General features: G+C 61.3%; 13 protein-coding genes and 2 tRNA genes. 13 read left to right on the top strand and 2 right to left on the bottom strand.

Annotation, left to right across the window (positions count from 1 at the left end; translation table 11 throughout):
* Positions 1-4: 4 nt before the first annotated feature.
* From amrA to nirD, 13 genes are all read left to right on the top strand, one after another.
* Positions 5-559: an AmmeMemoRadiSam system protein A gene (amrA, locus tag Q3Y64_RS18825; RefSeq protein WP_303564348.1), complete on the top strand. Its 555-nt coding sequence runs from the start codon at positions 5-7 to the stop codon at positions 557-559.
* Positions 556-1629 carry an AmmeMemoRadiSam system radical SAM enzyme gene (amrS, locus tag Q3Y64_RS18830; RefSeq protein WP_303564351.1) on the top strand — a complete coding sequence of 358 codons (1074 nt, stop codon included), beginning with the start codon at positions 556-558 and terminating at the stop codon, positions 1627-1629. Before amrA ends, amrS begins: the two co-directional genes overlap by 4 nt.
* A 1-nt stretch (position 1630) precedes the next feature.
* Positions 1631-2284 carry a hypothetical protein gene (locus tag Q3Y64_RS18835; RefSeq protein ID WP_303564353.1) on the top strand — a complete coding sequence of 218 codons (654 nt, stop codon included), beginning with the start codon at positions 1631-1633 and terminating at the stop codon, positions 2282-2284.
* An 82-nt stretch (positions 2285-2366) separates the two neighbouring features.
* The gene (locus tag Q3Y64_RS18840) at positions 2367-3473 is read left to right on the top strand and encodes a pectinesterase family protein (protein ID WP_303564355.1); all 1107 of its coding nucleotides are present in this window, start codon (positions 2367-2369) and stop codon (positions 3471-3473) included.
* A gap of 91 nt (positions 3474-3564) precedes the next feature.
* Positions 3565-5007, top strand: coding sequence for a hypothetical protein (locus Q3Y64_RS18845; RefSeq protein ID WP_303564358.1), 1443 nt, complete (start codon positions 3565-3567; stop codon positions 5005-5007).
* A gap of 99 nt (positions 5008-5106) precedes the next feature.
* Positions 5107-5817 (top strand): leucyl/phenylalanyl-tRNA--protein transferase, encoded by a 711-nt coding sequence (gene aat, locus Q3Y64_RS18850; protein ID WP_101944250.1) that lies wholly within the window; start codon positions 5107-5109, stop codon positions 5815-5817.
* Positions 5817-6563, top strand: a complete 747-nt coding sequence (locus Q3Y64_RS18855) for an arginyltransferase (RefSeq protein ID WP_101944251.1) — start codon at positions 5817-5819, stop codon at positions 6561-6563. The genes aat and Q3Y64_RS18855 overlap by 1 nt, the downstream gene beginning before the upstream one ends.
* A gap of 259 nt (positions 6564-6822) precedes the next feature.
* Positions 6823-7563: a FadR/GntR family transcriptional regulator gene (locus Q3Y64_RS18860; RefSeq protein WP_158239276.1), complete on the top strand. Its 741-nt coding sequence runs from the start codon at positions 6823-6825 to the stop codon at positions 7561-7563.
* 213 nt (positions 7564-7776) lie between these two features.
* Complete coding sequence (locus Q3Y64_RS18865; RefSeq protein ID WP_101944253.1) at positions 7777-8745, top strand: TRAP transporter substrate-binding protein; 969 nt, start codon at positions 7777-7779, stop codon at positions 8743-8745.
* Positions 8746-8818: 73 nt separating this feature from the next.
* Positions 8819-9358: a TRAP transporter small permease gene (locus Q3Y64_RS18870; RefSeq protein WP_303564361.1), complete on the top strand. Its 540-nt coding sequence runs from the start codon at positions 8819-8821 to the stop codon at positions 9356-9358.
* A gap of 10 nt (positions 9359-9368) precedes the next feature.
* Positions 9369-10940, top strand: a complete 1572-nt coding sequence (locus Q3Y64_RS18875) for a TRAP transporter large permease subunit (RefSeq protein ID WP_303564363.1) — start codon at positions 9369-9371, stop codon at positions 10938-10940.
* A gap of 534 nt (positions 10941-11474) precedes the next feature.
* Positions 11475-14006: a nitrite reductase large subunit NirB gene (gene nirB, locus Q3Y64_RS18880; protein ID WP_303564365.1), complete on the top strand. Its 2532-nt coding sequence runs from the start codon at positions 11475-11477 to the stop codon at positions 14004-14006.
* A 17-nt stretch (positions 14007-14023) separates the two neighbouring features.
* The gene (gene nirD, locus Q3Y64_RS18885) at positions 14024-14362 is read left to right on the top strand and encodes a nitrite reductase small subunit NirD (protein ID WP_101944257.1); all 339 of its coding nucleotides are present in this window, start codon (positions 14024-14026) and stop codon (positions 14360-14362) included.
* A 229-nt stretch (positions 14363-14591) separates the two neighbouring features.
* On the opposite strand, the gene Q3Y64_RS18890 is transcribed toward nirD, so the two are convergent.
* Both Q3Y64_RS18890 and Q3Y64_RS18895 read right to left on the bottom strand, forming a co-directional pair.
* Positions 14592-14665 (bottom strand) — tRNA-Met (locus Q3Y64_RS18890).
* A 369-nt stretch (positions 14666-15034) separates the two neighbouring features.
* A tRNA-Arg gene (locus Q3Y64_RS18895) sits at positions 15035-15111 on the bottom strand.
* Positions 15112-15234 lie beyond the last annotated feature (123 nt).

A 15234-nucleotide genomic window follows, 5' to 3' on the forward strand; every position in this document is an offset into this window, starting at 1 on the left:
CGCCATGACCACCGACGCCGCACTCGGCCCTCTTCTCCTTGCCCAAGCCCGTGCGGCAATTGCCGGCACGCTGGGGCTGAAGGCGGCCGAACCCGGCGATCACCCGGCCCTGCATGAGCTCGGTGCCAGCTTCGTCACCCTCACCCGCGAAGGGCTGTTACGCGGCTGCATCGGTCAGCTACAGCCGGTCAAGGCGCTCGGACCGGACGTAGCCGACAACGCCCGCGCAGCGGCTTTTCGCGACCCTCGCTTTGCCCCGCTCACAGCCGAAGAATGGCCCGATCTGCAGATTGAGGTTTCGGTGCTGGGGCCAGTAAGCTTCGTGCACTGCCCCACCGAAGAAGATTGCCTGCGCCAGCTCACGCCTTTCGAAGACGGCGTGATCCTCGCCAGCGGCGCGCGCCGCGCCACCTTCCTGCCACAGGTCTGGGAGCAATTGCCGGAGCCACAGGATTTCATCCGCCAGCTGCTACAGAAGGCCGGCCTGCCAGTCGCTCTTTGGCCAGCCGATATGCAGCTCGGCCGCTACCGCGTCACGAAATACAAGGAAGCCGGATGAATCACCCGGCGCGCTGGTGGCATCTGCTTGATGACGGCCGCCTCCAGTGCGACCTCTGCCCGCGCGACTGCCGCCTGCATGCCGGCCAGCGCGGCGCCTGCTTCGTGCGCGAGCGGGTCGGCGACGAGATGGTACTCAGCACCTACGGCCGCAGCTCCGGCTTCTGCCTCGACCCGATCGAGAAGAAACCGCTCAACCACTTTCTGCCGGGCAGCTCAATCCTTTCCTTCGGCACCGCCGGCTGTAACCTCGCCTGCAAGTTCTGCCAGAACTGGGACATCTCGAAATCCCGCGACATGGACCGCCTGATGGATCAGGCCAGCCCGCTCACCATCGCCCGTGGCGCGCGCAAGATCGGCGCGGCCAGCCTGGCCTTCACCTACAACGACCCGGTGATCTTCGCCGAATACGCCATCGACATCGCCACCGAATGCCATGTCGAAAATGTGCGCACAGTGGCCGTCACCGCCGGCTACATTCATCCCGAACCGCGGCGCGAATTCTTCGCCGTGATGGACGCCGCCAACGTCGACCTCAAAGGCTTCACGGACGATTTCTATGTGAAGCTCTGCGGCGCCCACCTCGCCCCGGTGCTCGACACCCTGCAGTGGATCCGGCACGCAAGCACCTGCTGGCTGGAAATCACCACCCTGCTGATACCCGGCGCCAACGATGGCGATGCCGAGATCAAGGCGCTGAGCGACTGGATCTGCCGCGAGCTGGGCCCTGAAGTGCCGCTGCATTTCACCGCCTTCCACCCCGACTACAAGCTCACAGACCGGCCGCCCACGCCGCTCGCCAGCGTGCAGCGGGCGCGCCGCATCGCGCTGGATGCCGGGCTGCGCCACGTCTACGCCGGCAACGTGCATGACCCGGCCGGTGCCACCACCCACTGCGCACACTGCGGTGCCAGCCTGATCGAGCGTGAGGGCTATGCCATTCGTCGCTACCGGCTCAATCCCCAAGGCAAATGCCCCGACTGCGGCCAGCCACTCGCCGGGCATTTCGCCGCCCAGGCCGGCAATTTCGGCAACCGGCGCATTCCGATCCAGCTGGCCCGCGAAGGATGAAATGACAAGCACCCATGAATTACGTATCCAGACTGGCAAGGTCTGGCTCGATGCCCTCCACGCCAGCCCCGCACAGCCGCGCGGCCTGATTCTCTGTGCCCTGCCACACATTGCGCAGCTGCGCGATTCACGCGACAGCCACGCCGCCGGCTTCCTGCATGAAGCCGGTTTCACCACCCTGCTAGTCAGCCTGCTCACCCCCTACGAGGCCCAGCACGATTCCGACGCGCATTACGACATTGCCCTGCTCGACCAACGCATCGCCGCCCTACTCGAATGGATCGCTCAACAGCCAAGTCTGCAAGGCCTGCCGCTGGGCGTACTGGCGAGCGACAGCGTACTCAGCGCCTGCATCCGCCAGTTCGCACGCGAGCCCGGCCATGTGAGCGCACTGGTCAGCCGCGCAGGGCGCCCGGAACTTGCCGGCGCCGCCCCGCTGCGCAGCCTGCAAGTACCACTGATGATGATCGTGCCCGAAGCCGCCAGCGAACTCACAGCCCCCAGCCAGCAAGCCTGGAAGCTGCTCGGCGGCGAAAAACTCTGGCATACCGTTCCCGGCGCCAGTGCCAGCCTGATCGAGCCGGGGAGCCTGGAGAACGCCAGCCGTGCTGCCTGCGCATGGTTCCTGCGGCACATGCCAGCCGCAGAGCGCTGAAACCTGCTTGGCCCGCCTGCATTGGCACCGGAAACACGGCGCTGCTATCCTGCCCGCGAACCCGTTTTCGCTGGAGCCCGCCATGAATCCTGATCGCCGCCAATTTCTCACCCGCAGTAGCGTCGCCTTCGCCGCCCTCGGCCTCGGCGCCTGTGCCAGCACCCCCGCTCAGCCCAAGGACGGGCCGGACAGCGTGGTCGACGCCAGCTTCACTGGCAAGGCCGGCAGCCTCATCAATGGCCGCCCCACCTACCAGACCGTGCAGCAGGCGCTCGACGCCGCTCCGGTCTTCGGTGACTGGTGGGTCCAGCTCAAGCCCGGGCGCTACGTCGAAAAGATCACCGTCATGAAGAACGGCCTGCGCCTCACCGGTGAAGACCGCGAGCGCTGCATCCTGAGCTTCGATGCCTACGCCGGCCAGGTCAAACCCACTGGCGGTTTCTGGGGCACAGATGGCAGCGCCACACTGACGATCCGTGGCACAGACTTCAGCGCCGAAAACCTCACCATCGAAAACAGCTTCGACTACCTCGGCAACATGGCGCGCGACCGCAGCAGCCCCGATTTCATCCGCGGCAGCCAGGCGCTGGCCGTGTACATCGGCGGCCAGGCCGACCGCTGCAGCTTCCGCAACGTGAATCTGCTGGGCTATCAGGACACCCTCTGCCCCCACGTGGGCCGCAGCTATTTCGAGCGTTGCCTGATCGCCGGCAATGTCGACTTCATCTTCGGTGGCGGCCAAGCCTGGTTCGAGGAATGCGAACTGCGCGCCCGCCCCGCCGGCTACGCCACCACCAAGGTCGGCTATCTCACCGCACCGAGCACGCACGTCAGCCAGAAATACGGCTTCATCTTCAATCGCTGCCGCTTGAGCCGCGAAGCCGGCGTGCCGGACGCCACCGTCGCGCTGGGCCGCCCCTGGCATCCGAATGGCGCGGCAGACGCCATCGGCCAGTCCGTCTTCCTCGAATGCTGGATGGATGCCCACATCACCGCCGAGGGCTGGGACTCGATGAGCTCCACCACTAAGACAGGCGAACGCGTCACCTACACCCCGGAGCAATCCCGCTTCTTCGAATACCGCAGCAGCGGGCCGGGGGCCGCCATCAACGCCAGGCGCCGCCAGCTGACCGATGCACAGCTGGCCGACTTCACCCGGAACAAACTGCTCGGCAGCTGGCGGCCTTGAGGAGACGGCCCGGAGCCATACGCCATGCGCTCAACGCATCAACTAAAATACGCAGCGTCATAAAAACAAGAGCGAACAAAAAGGGGAAAACATGAAAGGAACACAACTGCTGCACGCAATGCTTGCTGCAGCTGCCATGCTCATGCTGAGCACGACACAAGCTGCACTGAGCTTCATCCCGAAAAATGAAGTACTGCTGGTGCAGGGCAAGGCCGAAGCGGGCGACGCAGAGCGCCTGCAAGCCGCGCTGACCCCTAGCATCACCACGCTGGTGCTGCGCGCACCGGCGGGCAATAACTGGCAAGTAGCTGCGGAGTTGGCTGAAAAAGTAGAGAAAGCCAAACTCACCACCGTCGCACACGGTAGTTGCGAGAGTTTCAGTTGCGCCATGATGTTTCTGGCCGGACAGCGGCGCATGTTCAGTGGCGCAGGCCGCCCAGAGATTCACTACGTTTCATTGATGTTCGCCGACACCACCTATCGTCAGACCGAGGATCAGACACCGATGCTCAGAGTCGTCGATTGGTGGGAAGACCACACGACCCTCTCCGGCAAGGACCTGCTGATCCATCGCGACTCGATCTTTGCCAGCAACATGGACGGCATTTATGACCGCAAGGTTTTCTTCGCTCCGGGCGCTCGGCACTCGCTGGGCGCGGTCCTGCACTGCTCCGGCGAGCGGGCCAAGAAACTGGGGCGCTTCCAGTATCTGAACGACTGCATGCCCACCCCCGGCACGGCACTGCAGAAGAAGATCATCACAAGCGAAGAGCGCTTCACGCACGCCTCCTTGGTCGAAAAAGAGGACCTCTCACCCCCACCGGCCACCCAGCTCGCAGCCCTTGAGAGCAAGCCCATTGCCCCGCTCACCGATGAATGCGCGGAGCGCTACAAACTTTTCCTCCAGCAGGACTCTCCGCGCGCCTTCGTGATTGGCGCCAACCAGGCTTGCTGGTGGGCCAATGCCCAGGTTCCGCGCCCTTACGAAGCCACTATCAACGCCTGCCGCAACGCAAAGATCGGCGAATGCCGCTTCTACGCAGTAGATGACAAAGTGGTCTTCGTCCCGTTTGATCTGCCCGCCCCGGCCATTGCCGCAGCGGAAACGAGCGCCAAGCCGCCCAGCGCCTCAGCCCCCAATGCGACTGCCAGCAGCAGTGCACCCGGCTATTTCACCCCCACCCTCAAGCCCGAGCACGTCACGCTGAGCCTGGCCCGCGATTACAGCAAGGATGCAGGCCTGCAGGGCATCGCCGACCAGTTCACGCTGGAAGGCAAGGTCGTGCTCTTTGCCAACATCTCGTGGGAACCTGCAGACTGGGCACCTGGCCTGCAGCACATCGAAGTCAAATGGTTCAAGGGCAACCAGCTGATTCGCACCCAGCGCAACACCAAGGTTGAGTACAAGCGTTCGCCCGGTACTTTCTGGGCCACACAAACCACTGTCGGACTGGGCGAAGGCCAGTGGCGCGCCGAGTTCCACGCCAACGGAGTGTTGCTCGGCAGCAAGACCTTCACGATCAGCGCCAACTGATCGCATTGACGCACGCCGTTCAGGGGCGGTTTTTCTGCAGAAGGCCGCCCCTGTTCATTCATGCCCTAGAATGAACGCAAGCCCGCCAGTCCAAGCCGCATGATCCCCTGCCTCAACCCCGAGCATCCGCCTGCCTTCCCGCCGGTCAGCCGCGCTCTGCGCGACCCGGCGGGCCTGCTTGCGGCCGGCGGCAGCCTTGCCCCGGAGTGGATTCTCATGGCCTACCGTCAAGGCATCTTTCCATGGTTCTCCGAGGGCGACCCGCTGTTGTGGTGGAGCCCAGATCCGCGCATGGTGCTGCGCCCCGGCGAGGAGCGCATCAGCGCTTCACTGAAGAAGACCCTGCGCCGCGGTCACTATGAAGTGCGCTGCGACACCGCCTTTCCGGCTGTGATGGCCGCTTGCGCGGCGCCACGCAGCTATGCCGACGGCACCTGGATCGTGGCGGACATGCAGGAAGCCTATTGCCACCTGCATAAACTGGGCTGGGCGCACAGCGTGGAAACTTGGATTGATGGCGAACTCGTCGGCGGGCTCTATGGTGTAGCCATCGGGCGGGTATTCTGCGGCGAATCGATGTTTCACCGCGCCACGGATGCCTCCAAGATCGCCTTCGCCCATCTTGCCCGCCTGCTTGCACGCGAAGGATTTGCAATCCTGGATTGCCAGATGAACACCACTCATCTAGCCTCGCTGGGAGCCGCCGAGATTCCACGCCACGCTTATGTGGCCGGCCTCAAGGAATGGACCCGCGATGCCGTTCCCGGCACATGGCCCGCTGATTTTGCACGGGCCGACTGGAGGAGCTGATGTCCCAGTTGCAGGATCTGCCTTACGCCCTGCTGCAGTTCTACGCCACGGCGCCCTATGAATGCTCCTATCTGCCAGAGCGTCAGGCGCGCTCGCAGGTCGCCACGCCGGCCCACATGGTCGACACCCAGCTCTACAGCCAGCTCGTACGCGATGGCTTCCGCCGCAGTGGGATCTACACCTACCGCCCCTGGTGCGATGCCTGCCGCGCCTGCGTGCCGGTGCGCCTGCCCGTTGCCGAGTTCACGCCCAACCGCAGCCAGCGTCGCGCCTGGGCACAGCATCAGAATCTTGAGGCGCGTGAGGCTGAGCTGCGTTTCTCGGAAGAGCACTTCGACCTCTACCGCCGCTACCAGCATGCCCGCCATGAAGGCGGCGGCATGGATCAGGATGATCGCGAGCAATACGCCCATTTCATGCTCGAAAGCCAGGTCGACACGCGCCTGATCGAGTTCCGCGAAAACGGGGTATTGCGCATGGTGAGCCTGATTGACTGCCTCAGTGACGGCCTCTCCAGCGTTTACACCTTCTACGACACCGAAGTGCCGGGCGCCTCTTACGGCAGCTTCGGCATCCTGTGGCAGATCGCCAGCTGCCACAGTATCGGCCGCCCCTATCTGTATTTGGGTTACTGGATTCGCGACAGTCGCAAGATGAGTTACAAGCAAAAGTTCCGCCCCCTCGAAGGTCGCGTGGGCGGACAGTGGCGACGCCTCGAGGAAAGCGACTTCAGTCAGCTTGGCTAAAACGCCGATAAACGCTTGCGAAGCGACCCAGCTTGTTCAGCAGTTGCCTGACAAGCACTCCAGGGCATGCACAATCAAGGTTTATACGTAAGAAGTTGTCTTACCAGACGCCCCAAAATAGCCCAAAAGCATGCGGGTTAACACCTAGCAAACCCTTGCCAGATCAAAAAAAACGGGCTTTTCGATGACTTGTCCGAAAAAGGTTTACATCACCCACAAGGTGTAAGGCAAAATGCGCCGACTCTTACAGGAGGGGCACATGGCTGACATCCAGCCGGATAAAAAAACCAGGGCAAGCGGCACGAATCGGGTGGACACCGTTTACACCGGCATCGTGGAAGCCATGTCCAACGGAGACTTCCCGGAAAACGCACGTCTGCCGACCGAAGCCGAGCTGGCACTACAGTACGGCGTCTCCCGCCCGACCGTGCGTGAAGCACTTTCCCGTCTGCGTCTGGATGGCCTGATTGCCTCCAAGCGCGGCTCCGGCAGCTATGTACTGCGCCGCCCGGATCGCAATATCAAGCGCTTTGCCCCGATCGAAAGCATTGCCGACGTGCAGCGCTGCTTCGCCTTCCGCATCGCGCTGGAAGCGTCCGGAGCCAGCCTCTCGGCCGAAATGCGTACTCCGCGTGATCTGGACGACATCCGGCGCTGTTTCGATGCGATGGAAGCTGCGCGCAATCAGGACGACAACATCGCCTTCGTCGAACACGATCTGCAGTTCCACCTTGCCGTCGCGCGTGGTTCGCAAAACGTTTTCTTCGTCACGGCACTGGAACTGATCATCGAACAGATGCGGGTGGGCATGCAGTTGGCGCTGAATCTCTCGCTCGAACGCGAACGCGTGTGGCGTGAGTTGGTGCAGATTGAGCACCGCGAGATCCTCACCGCAATCGAAAAGGGCTCCTCGGTCGATGCAGCCGAGGCGATGCGTTTTCACCTCGGCAACGCTCGCCGCAGACTGTTTGAAGGCCCCGCTCAGAAGACCTCCGGATAAGCGCGGGTCAGGTGTTGCTCAAGGGCAACACTGACATCGCACCCGAAGGGTATGGCATCGAAAACACGATATCCCCCGGTGATATCGTCGTAGCACCCCGCTCAGGCGGTATGGATTCCGATCCGCATCACCTGTGAGGGCTGGTTTCAGGAGATGGACGGCCCCGGCCGGACGTTTTTTGTTTTGTTGGTCACTATCAGGAGACACACGATAATGCGTACATCAAAGCTGGCAGCAGTACTGGCCACGGCGATTTTCGCCGCCGCCCCCGTAGCAGCCGTGGAAATCAAGGCCGCTGACGTCCACCCGGAGGGCTACCCGAACGTGGTGGCCATGCAGAATCTGGGTAAGAAGCTTGAAACCCAAAGCAAAGGCAAATACACCCTGAAGATGTTCCCGGGTGCCGTTCTGGGCGATGAAAAGTCCATGATCGAGCAGACTCAGGCAGGCGGCATCGACATTCTGCGTACCTCGCTTGGCCCGCTGGGCCCGGTGGTGCCAGAAGTGAACGTGTTCAACATGCCCTTCGTGTTCCGTGACGAAGCCCACATGCGCAAGGTGATCGACGGCCCGATCGGCGACGAAATCCTTGCCAAGATCACCGCCAGCTCCGCCAAACTCGTGGCACTGGGCTGGATGGACGGCGGCACGCGCAACCTGTACACCAAGAAGCCGGTGCGCAAACCGGCTGACCTGGCTGGCCAGAAGCTGCGCATGATGGGCAACCCGCTCTTCATCGACACCATGAACGCCATGGGCGGCTCGGGCATCTCGATGGGCTTCGGCGAACTCTTCAGCGCCATGCAGACCGGTGTGGTTGACGGTGCCGAAAACAACGTGCCGACCTATGTGACGCAGAACCACTTCACCGTCGCCAAGTACTACGACCTGACCGGCCACCTGATCATTCCCGAAATCTTCGTGTTCTCGAAGGCCAAGTGGGAAAAACTGACCCCGGAAGACCAGGCTCTGATCAAGAAGCTGGCCAAGGAAGCCCAGTTCGAGCAGCGCGCCCTGTGGGACAAGCGCGTCACCATGGATTCCGCCCGCCTCAAGGCTGCTGGCGTGACCATTGTTGCCGACGTCGACAAGCAAGCCTTCTACAAGGCCACCCAACCGGTGCGTGACAAGTACGGTGCCCAGTTCGCCGACCTGATCAAGCGCATCAACGACGTCAAGTAATACCGCTGCACCAAGGAACTGGCGGGTCTGCCCGGCCCGCCAGTTTTTTTGCGGCCTTTTGGAGCAAGTAGCAATGAAAGATACGTACTGCAAGGCAATGGATGCGGTGTATTGGCTCTGCATCTGGATTGCCGGTCTGGCCATGGTGGTCATGACCCTCGTCATCCCGGTTCAGGTGGTTGCCCGCAAGTGGTTCGATTCCGGCCTCTCCTGGCCTGAGCCGATGGCCCTCATGTGCATGATCATCTTTACATTCGTCGGCTCGGCTGCGGCCTATCGCGCAGGTTCGCACATCGCTGTGACCATGCTCACCGATCGCCTGCCCCCGCAAGGCAAATACATCTTTGCCCGCATCGTCGACCTGCTGATGGCCCTCGTGGCCCTCTTCGTGATCGTCTACGGTACTGATCGCGTGCTCTTCTTCATGGAAACCGGCCAAACGCTTGCCGATTTCACCCAGATTCAAGTGAGCTGGACTTACCTGCCCCTGCCCATTGGCTCGGCCGCCACCCTGCTCTTCATCATCGAATCCTTCTTCTTCGGCTCCCAGCACCAGCGCCCGATCGTCATGATCGGCAGCCATGGTGGCAGCGCTGAAGACTCGACCAACTAAGGAGCCCGTCATGGATTCTGTAATCATCATGGGCATCTTCTTCCTGCTGCTCGCAGTAGGACTGCCCGTCGCCTACACCCTGGGGCTCACCGCCATGTTCGGCGCGATCTATTTCGCCGGCGACATGAGCTACATGACCACCATCATGCTCAAGATGGGTGACGGGGTGAACAAGTTCAGCCTGCTCGCCATTCCCTTCTTCGTGCTGGCTGGCGCCATCATGGCCGAGGGCGGCATCGCCACCCGCCTGATCAACTTCGCCTCGATCTTCGTGGGCTTCATCCGCGGCGGCCTGTCGCTGGTGAACATCCTCGCCTCCACCTTCTTCGGCGCCATCTCCGGCTCTTCCGTGGCGGATACCGCCTCGATCGGCTCTGTGATGGTTCCGCAGATGGAAAAGCACGGCTATCCGCGCGAATATGCAGCAGCCGTCACGGCATCCGGTTCGGTGCAGGCAATCCTGATCCCGCCCAGTCACAACGCCGTGATCTATTCGCTGTATGTGAGCGGTGCCTCGATTCCGGCGTTGTTCCTGGCCGGTGTGGTGCCGGGCATTACTCTGTGCCTGACCCTGATGGCCCTGTGCATCTTCTTCGCAGCCAAGCGCGGCTACCCGAAGGGCGAAGTGCTCACGCTGAAGCAGGCCGCCAAGCAGGCCTTCGACGCTATCCCCGGCCTGTTCACCGTGGTGATCATCCTCGGCGGCATCCTCTCCGGCCTCTACACGGCCACGGAATCGGCCGCCATCGCCTGCGTGTGGGCCTTCCTGGTCACCATGTTCGTGTACCGCGACTACAAATGGCGCCAGCTGCCGGTGCTTGTGCACCGCACCGTGAAGACCGTCACCATTGTGATGATCCTGATCGGCTTTGCTGCTGCCTTCGGCCAGATTCTCACCATCCTGTCGATCCCGGCAACCATCTCGGCTTTCTTCACAAGCCTCTCGGATAACCCGATCATCATCATGCTGGCCATCAACGTCCTGCTGCTGATCCTCGGCACGCTGATGGACATGGCCCCGCTGATCATGATCATGACCCCGATCCTGTACCCGGTTGTTGCCCCGCTCGGCATTCACCCGGTGCACTTCGGCATGATCATGATGGTGAACCTGGGGATCGGCCTGATCACCCCGCCGGTGGGCTCCGTGCTCTTCGTAGCGAGCGCTGTATCGGGTCGCAAGATGGAGCAGGTCACCAAGGCCATGGCCCCCTTCTTCGTTGCCCTGTTCGCCGTGTTGATGATGGTGACCTATCTGCCCCAGCTTTCGCTGTGGCTGCCTACCGCGGTAGGTGAGCTGAACGCAGCCCCGACGGTGGTGGACGATGCTGGCAAGACCGCCAAGGGTCAGCCGGTGAAGATCGAGGTGCTGAAGAACGACTCCGACAAGGAGAACAATCCGCTCATGATCGAAGAAACCAAGGTGCTGGAAGGCCAGGGCACGGTGGATTTCGACGAGAACGGTATTGTCACCTTCACCCCGGCCGCCGACTTCGCCGGCACCGCCGTGGTCCAGTACCAGGTGACGGACTTCCTCGGCGGCAGCACCAAGGGCAAGATCACGATCACGGTTGCCCCCTGATCGATCCCCGCTAAACCCGGCTGCGGCCGGGCAGTGCCCAAAAGCAAAACCCCCGGTCTCCGGGGGTTTTGCTTTTGGGGGAAGCACATTCCGCTACCGCCTGCTTGCGTCAGGCACAGCATCTCGCGACACCAGAGCTCACCAGCCCGCCCACAGCAATCAACTTTCTTGTGCAGCTGAGCGCGCGCACCACTCCCAAACCAATGCAGCAGAGCCCCCTATCGCACTACTTCAGTGCTGCGCAGTTTCAAACGCACCTCCTGCCCTATCTCAAACCATTGAAAGATAAAGCCCTGTGCATCTGGCACAAATGCTGCTAGCGATCATGCGTCCGCCTGCAACGTAGTAGCGGACATATTGCCTCCGCCAACGACGGCGAAATCCGGGCCTCTCTCTTTATCGAGAGTCAGAAGCCCGGTTATTCCAACCCGACAAAGCGCCGCGTTCTGCGGGGGCCTTCATGTACGTGCCGCTTCAAAGCCTGGCACGCGATGATTTGCACAAGCCTCCGAAGCCGGTCGTGCGAGATTCAACATGAAGATAGTCATTATCGGCCACGGCATGGTGGGCCATAAATTCCTGGAAGAACTGCATCAGCTCCAGGTACCGGATATCGAAGTCACCGTCCTGTGCGAAGAGCCCAGGCCTGCCTACGACCGGGTTCATCTTTCTGAATTCTTCGCCGGCAAGAGCGCTGAAGACTTGTCGCTGGTTGAGGAAGGCTTCTTCGAACGCAGCGGTTTCTCGCTACGCCTCGCAGCCCGGGCCACCGCCATCGACCGTCACAATCGCACCGTCACCACGCTCGACGGTGAGCTGCTGTCCTACGACAGGCTGATCCTCGCTTCGGGCTCCACGCCTTTCGTACCACCGGTGCCAGGGCGCGAGCGGGCGCATTGTTTCGTCTATCGCACCATTGAAGATCTGCAGGCCATGCAGGCCAGCGGTGCGCAATCGCGCGTCGGAGTGGTGATCGGTGGTGGTCTGCTGGGGCTTGAATGCGCCAAGGCTCTGCGCGATCTGGGTCTGGAAACGCATGTCGTGGAGTTTGCGCCGCGCTTGATGGCGGTACAGGTCGACGAAGGCGGCGGACGCGTCTTGCGCGCCAAGATCGAGGCGCTGGGCGTACATGTGCATACCAGCCGCAACACGCTGGAGATCGTTGAGGGCGAGCATGCCCGGCACCGCATGAACTTCTCGGATGGCAGCTCGCTGGAGACGGACATGATCGTGTTTTCAGCCGGCATCCGCCCCCGCGACGAGCTCGCCCGGCAGTGTCAGCTGGAGATCGGCCCGCGCGGTGGCGTGGCGATCGATAGCGTGTGCCGCACCAGTGATCCGGCCATCTTTGCGATCGGCGAGTGTGCGGCCTGGAATGAACAGGTCTTTGGCCTGGTGGCACCCGGCTACGACATGGCCCGCGTGGCGGCCCGCTATATCGCCGGCCAGGAACAGGTCGCCTTCGTGGGTGCCGACATGAGCACCAAACTCAAACTGATGGGCGTCGATGTTGCCAGCATCGGGGATGCCCATGGCAAGACGCCGGACTGTCGCAGCTACCAGTACGTGGATGAACGCCGTCAGGTCTACAAGAAGATCGTGGTCAGCGAAGATGGCAAGCAGTTGCTCGGTGCCGTGCTGGTGGGCAATGCCGACGAATACGGCACGCTGCTGCAGATGGCGCTCAATGGCATCACGCTGCCCGCCGATCCGGAATTCCTGATCCTCCCCTCGAGTGATGGCAAGGCCAAGCCCGGCCTCGGTGTGGAGGCCCTGCCGGAAACCGCCCAGATCTGCTCCTGCAACAACGTCAGCAAAGGGCAGATCTGTGCAGCCGTAGCTGAGGGAGCCTGCAGCATCGGTGAACTCAAGGTCTGCACCAAGGCCGGCGCCACCTGTGGCGGCTGCGTGCCGCTGGTCACCCAGATAATGAAAGCCGAAATGGCTCGCCTCGGCATGGCCGTCAACAACCACCTTTGCGAGCACTTCCCGCACTCCCGTCAGGAGCTCTACCACCTGGTCCGGGTCGGCCAGATCAAATCTTTTGGCGAACTTCTGGCCCGCCACGGCAAGGGGCTGGGCTGCGACATCTGCAAGCCTGCTGCCGCGAATATCCTGGCTTCGTGCTGGAACGATTTCGTGCTCCAGCCCGAGCTGGCCAGCCTGCAGGACAGCAATGACTACTATCTGGGCAACATCCAGAAAGATGGCAGCTATTCCGTTGTACCGCGCATGCCTGGCGGCGAGGTAACGCCTGACGGCCTGATCGCCGTGGGACAGGTCGCCAAGAAATACGGCCTCTATACCAAAATCACCGGGGGACAGCGCGTCGACCTCTTCGGGGCCCGTGTCGAGCAACTACCCCTGATCTGGGAAGAGCTGATCGAAGCCGGCTTTGAATCCGGTCATGCCTACGGCAAGTCCCTGCGCACGGTGAAAAGCTGCGTCGGCTCGACCTGGTGCCGCTACGGTGTCGATGACAGTGTCGGGCTCGCAGTGGAACTGGAGAACCGCTACAAGGGCCTGCGCGCGCCGCACAAGATCAAATTTGGCGTCTCTGGCTGTACACGTGAATGCGCCGAAGCCCAAGGCAAGGACGTAGGCATCATCGCCACGGACAAGGGCTGGAACCTCTATGTATGCGGCAACGGCGGCATGAAGCCGCGTCACGCCGAATTGATCGCTTCCGACCTGACAAAGGCCGAGCTGCTCCGCCTGATCGATCGCTTCCTGATGTTCTACGTGCGCACGGCAGACCGCCTGCAACGCACCAGCACCTGGCGCGAAAACCTCGAAGGCGGCCTGGCGTATTTGAAGGAAGTACTGATCAAGGACTCCCTCGGCATTGCTGCCGAGCTTGAAGCCCAGATGCAGCATGTGGTGGATACCTACCAGTGCGAATGGAAGACGGCCATTTCCGACCCCGAAACCCGCAAGCGCTTCCGCTCCTTCGTCAATAGCGAACAAGCGGACCAAAGGATCGTTTTCGTGCAGGAACGTGGCCAGATCCGCCCGGCCCGTCCTGAAGAACGCGTCCAGACCTCAACTGACGGCAGCCCAGCCTGACACCAGGAGTAAGCCCCATGACAAACAGCACCCAGCAATGGACCACCGTTTGCGCAGTCAGCGACGTCCTGCCCGACACTGGAGTCTGCGCCCTGATCAACGACCAGCATATCGCGATCTTCCGGGTTGGTCAGGCGCAGTTCTACGCCATCGACAATATCGACCCCCAATCCGGCGCTAGCGTACTCGCGCGCGGTCTGGTGGGGAGCTTCGGCGAGCGTATTGCGGTGGCCTCGCCGCTTTACAAAAACCACATCGATCTGCGCAGCGGCGAGTGCCTGGAAAACCCGGCCTACTCGGTGCGTGCCCATTCTGTGCGCATCGAGAACGATCACGTACAGATCGTTGTGACCTGAGTCGCAGCGCTCCCCAGACAAACAAAAAGGACATGCATACCATGTCCTTTTTGCATTAACCACCACTGGTAAGCCCTGGATCGAGCCTGAAGCCCCATTGCGTCCAGCACGGCGCTGGCCCCCCTGCGAATTCGCACTTGAGTCGCTAAGTGCTTAGATTTATCCAAGCACTGACCTACAAAGCAAAAAGCCCAGTCTTTCGACCGGGCTTTTTACTGAAGGTATTGGGTTGCGGGGACAGGATTTGAACCTGTGACCTTCGGGTTATGAGCCCGACGAGCTGCCAGACTGCTCCACCCCGCGTCAGAGAAGAATCATTATGTACGTTAGTTCTTAATGAGTCAAGAACTAATTTGAAGAAACTTCCATAACATGGTTTTTTGAAGGACTTCCTTGCCAGAAGATGCTCGATCTGGCGAACACAACAGCTGTCTGGATAACAACCCTAACGCCTTACATCTTCCTGCGAAACCCGGCCCTCAATCCACCCGGGCCGCAAACTTCTATCTACCTTGACCAAAACTGCTGCCAGAAGGCAAAACCATAAGTAGAGTAAGTCGCGTAATTTCAAGCAGACATCAGTAGCAAGCGCGCACCTGATATTCATGCCAGGCCCCAGCTAAGCGTAAAAATAAAAAAGCCAGTCTCTCGACTGGCTTTTTTACTTAAACTTGGTACACCCAGAGCGATTCGAACGCCCGACCCCCTGGTTCGTAGCCAGGTACTCTATCCAGCTGAGCTATGGGTGCAAACCCCGGAAAACCAATCTTACTGAAGATTGGCTTCACTACTTATTTGGTACACCCAGAGCGATTCGAACGCCCGACCCCCTGGTTCGTAGCCAGGTACTCTATCCAGCTGAGCTATGGGTG

The sequence above is a fragment of the Uliginosibacterium sp. 31-12 genome (assembly GCF_030548425.1).
GTDB lineage: Bacteria > Pseudomonadota > Gammaproteobacteria > Burkholderiales > Rhodocyclaceae > Uliginosibacterium > Uliginosibacterium aquaticum.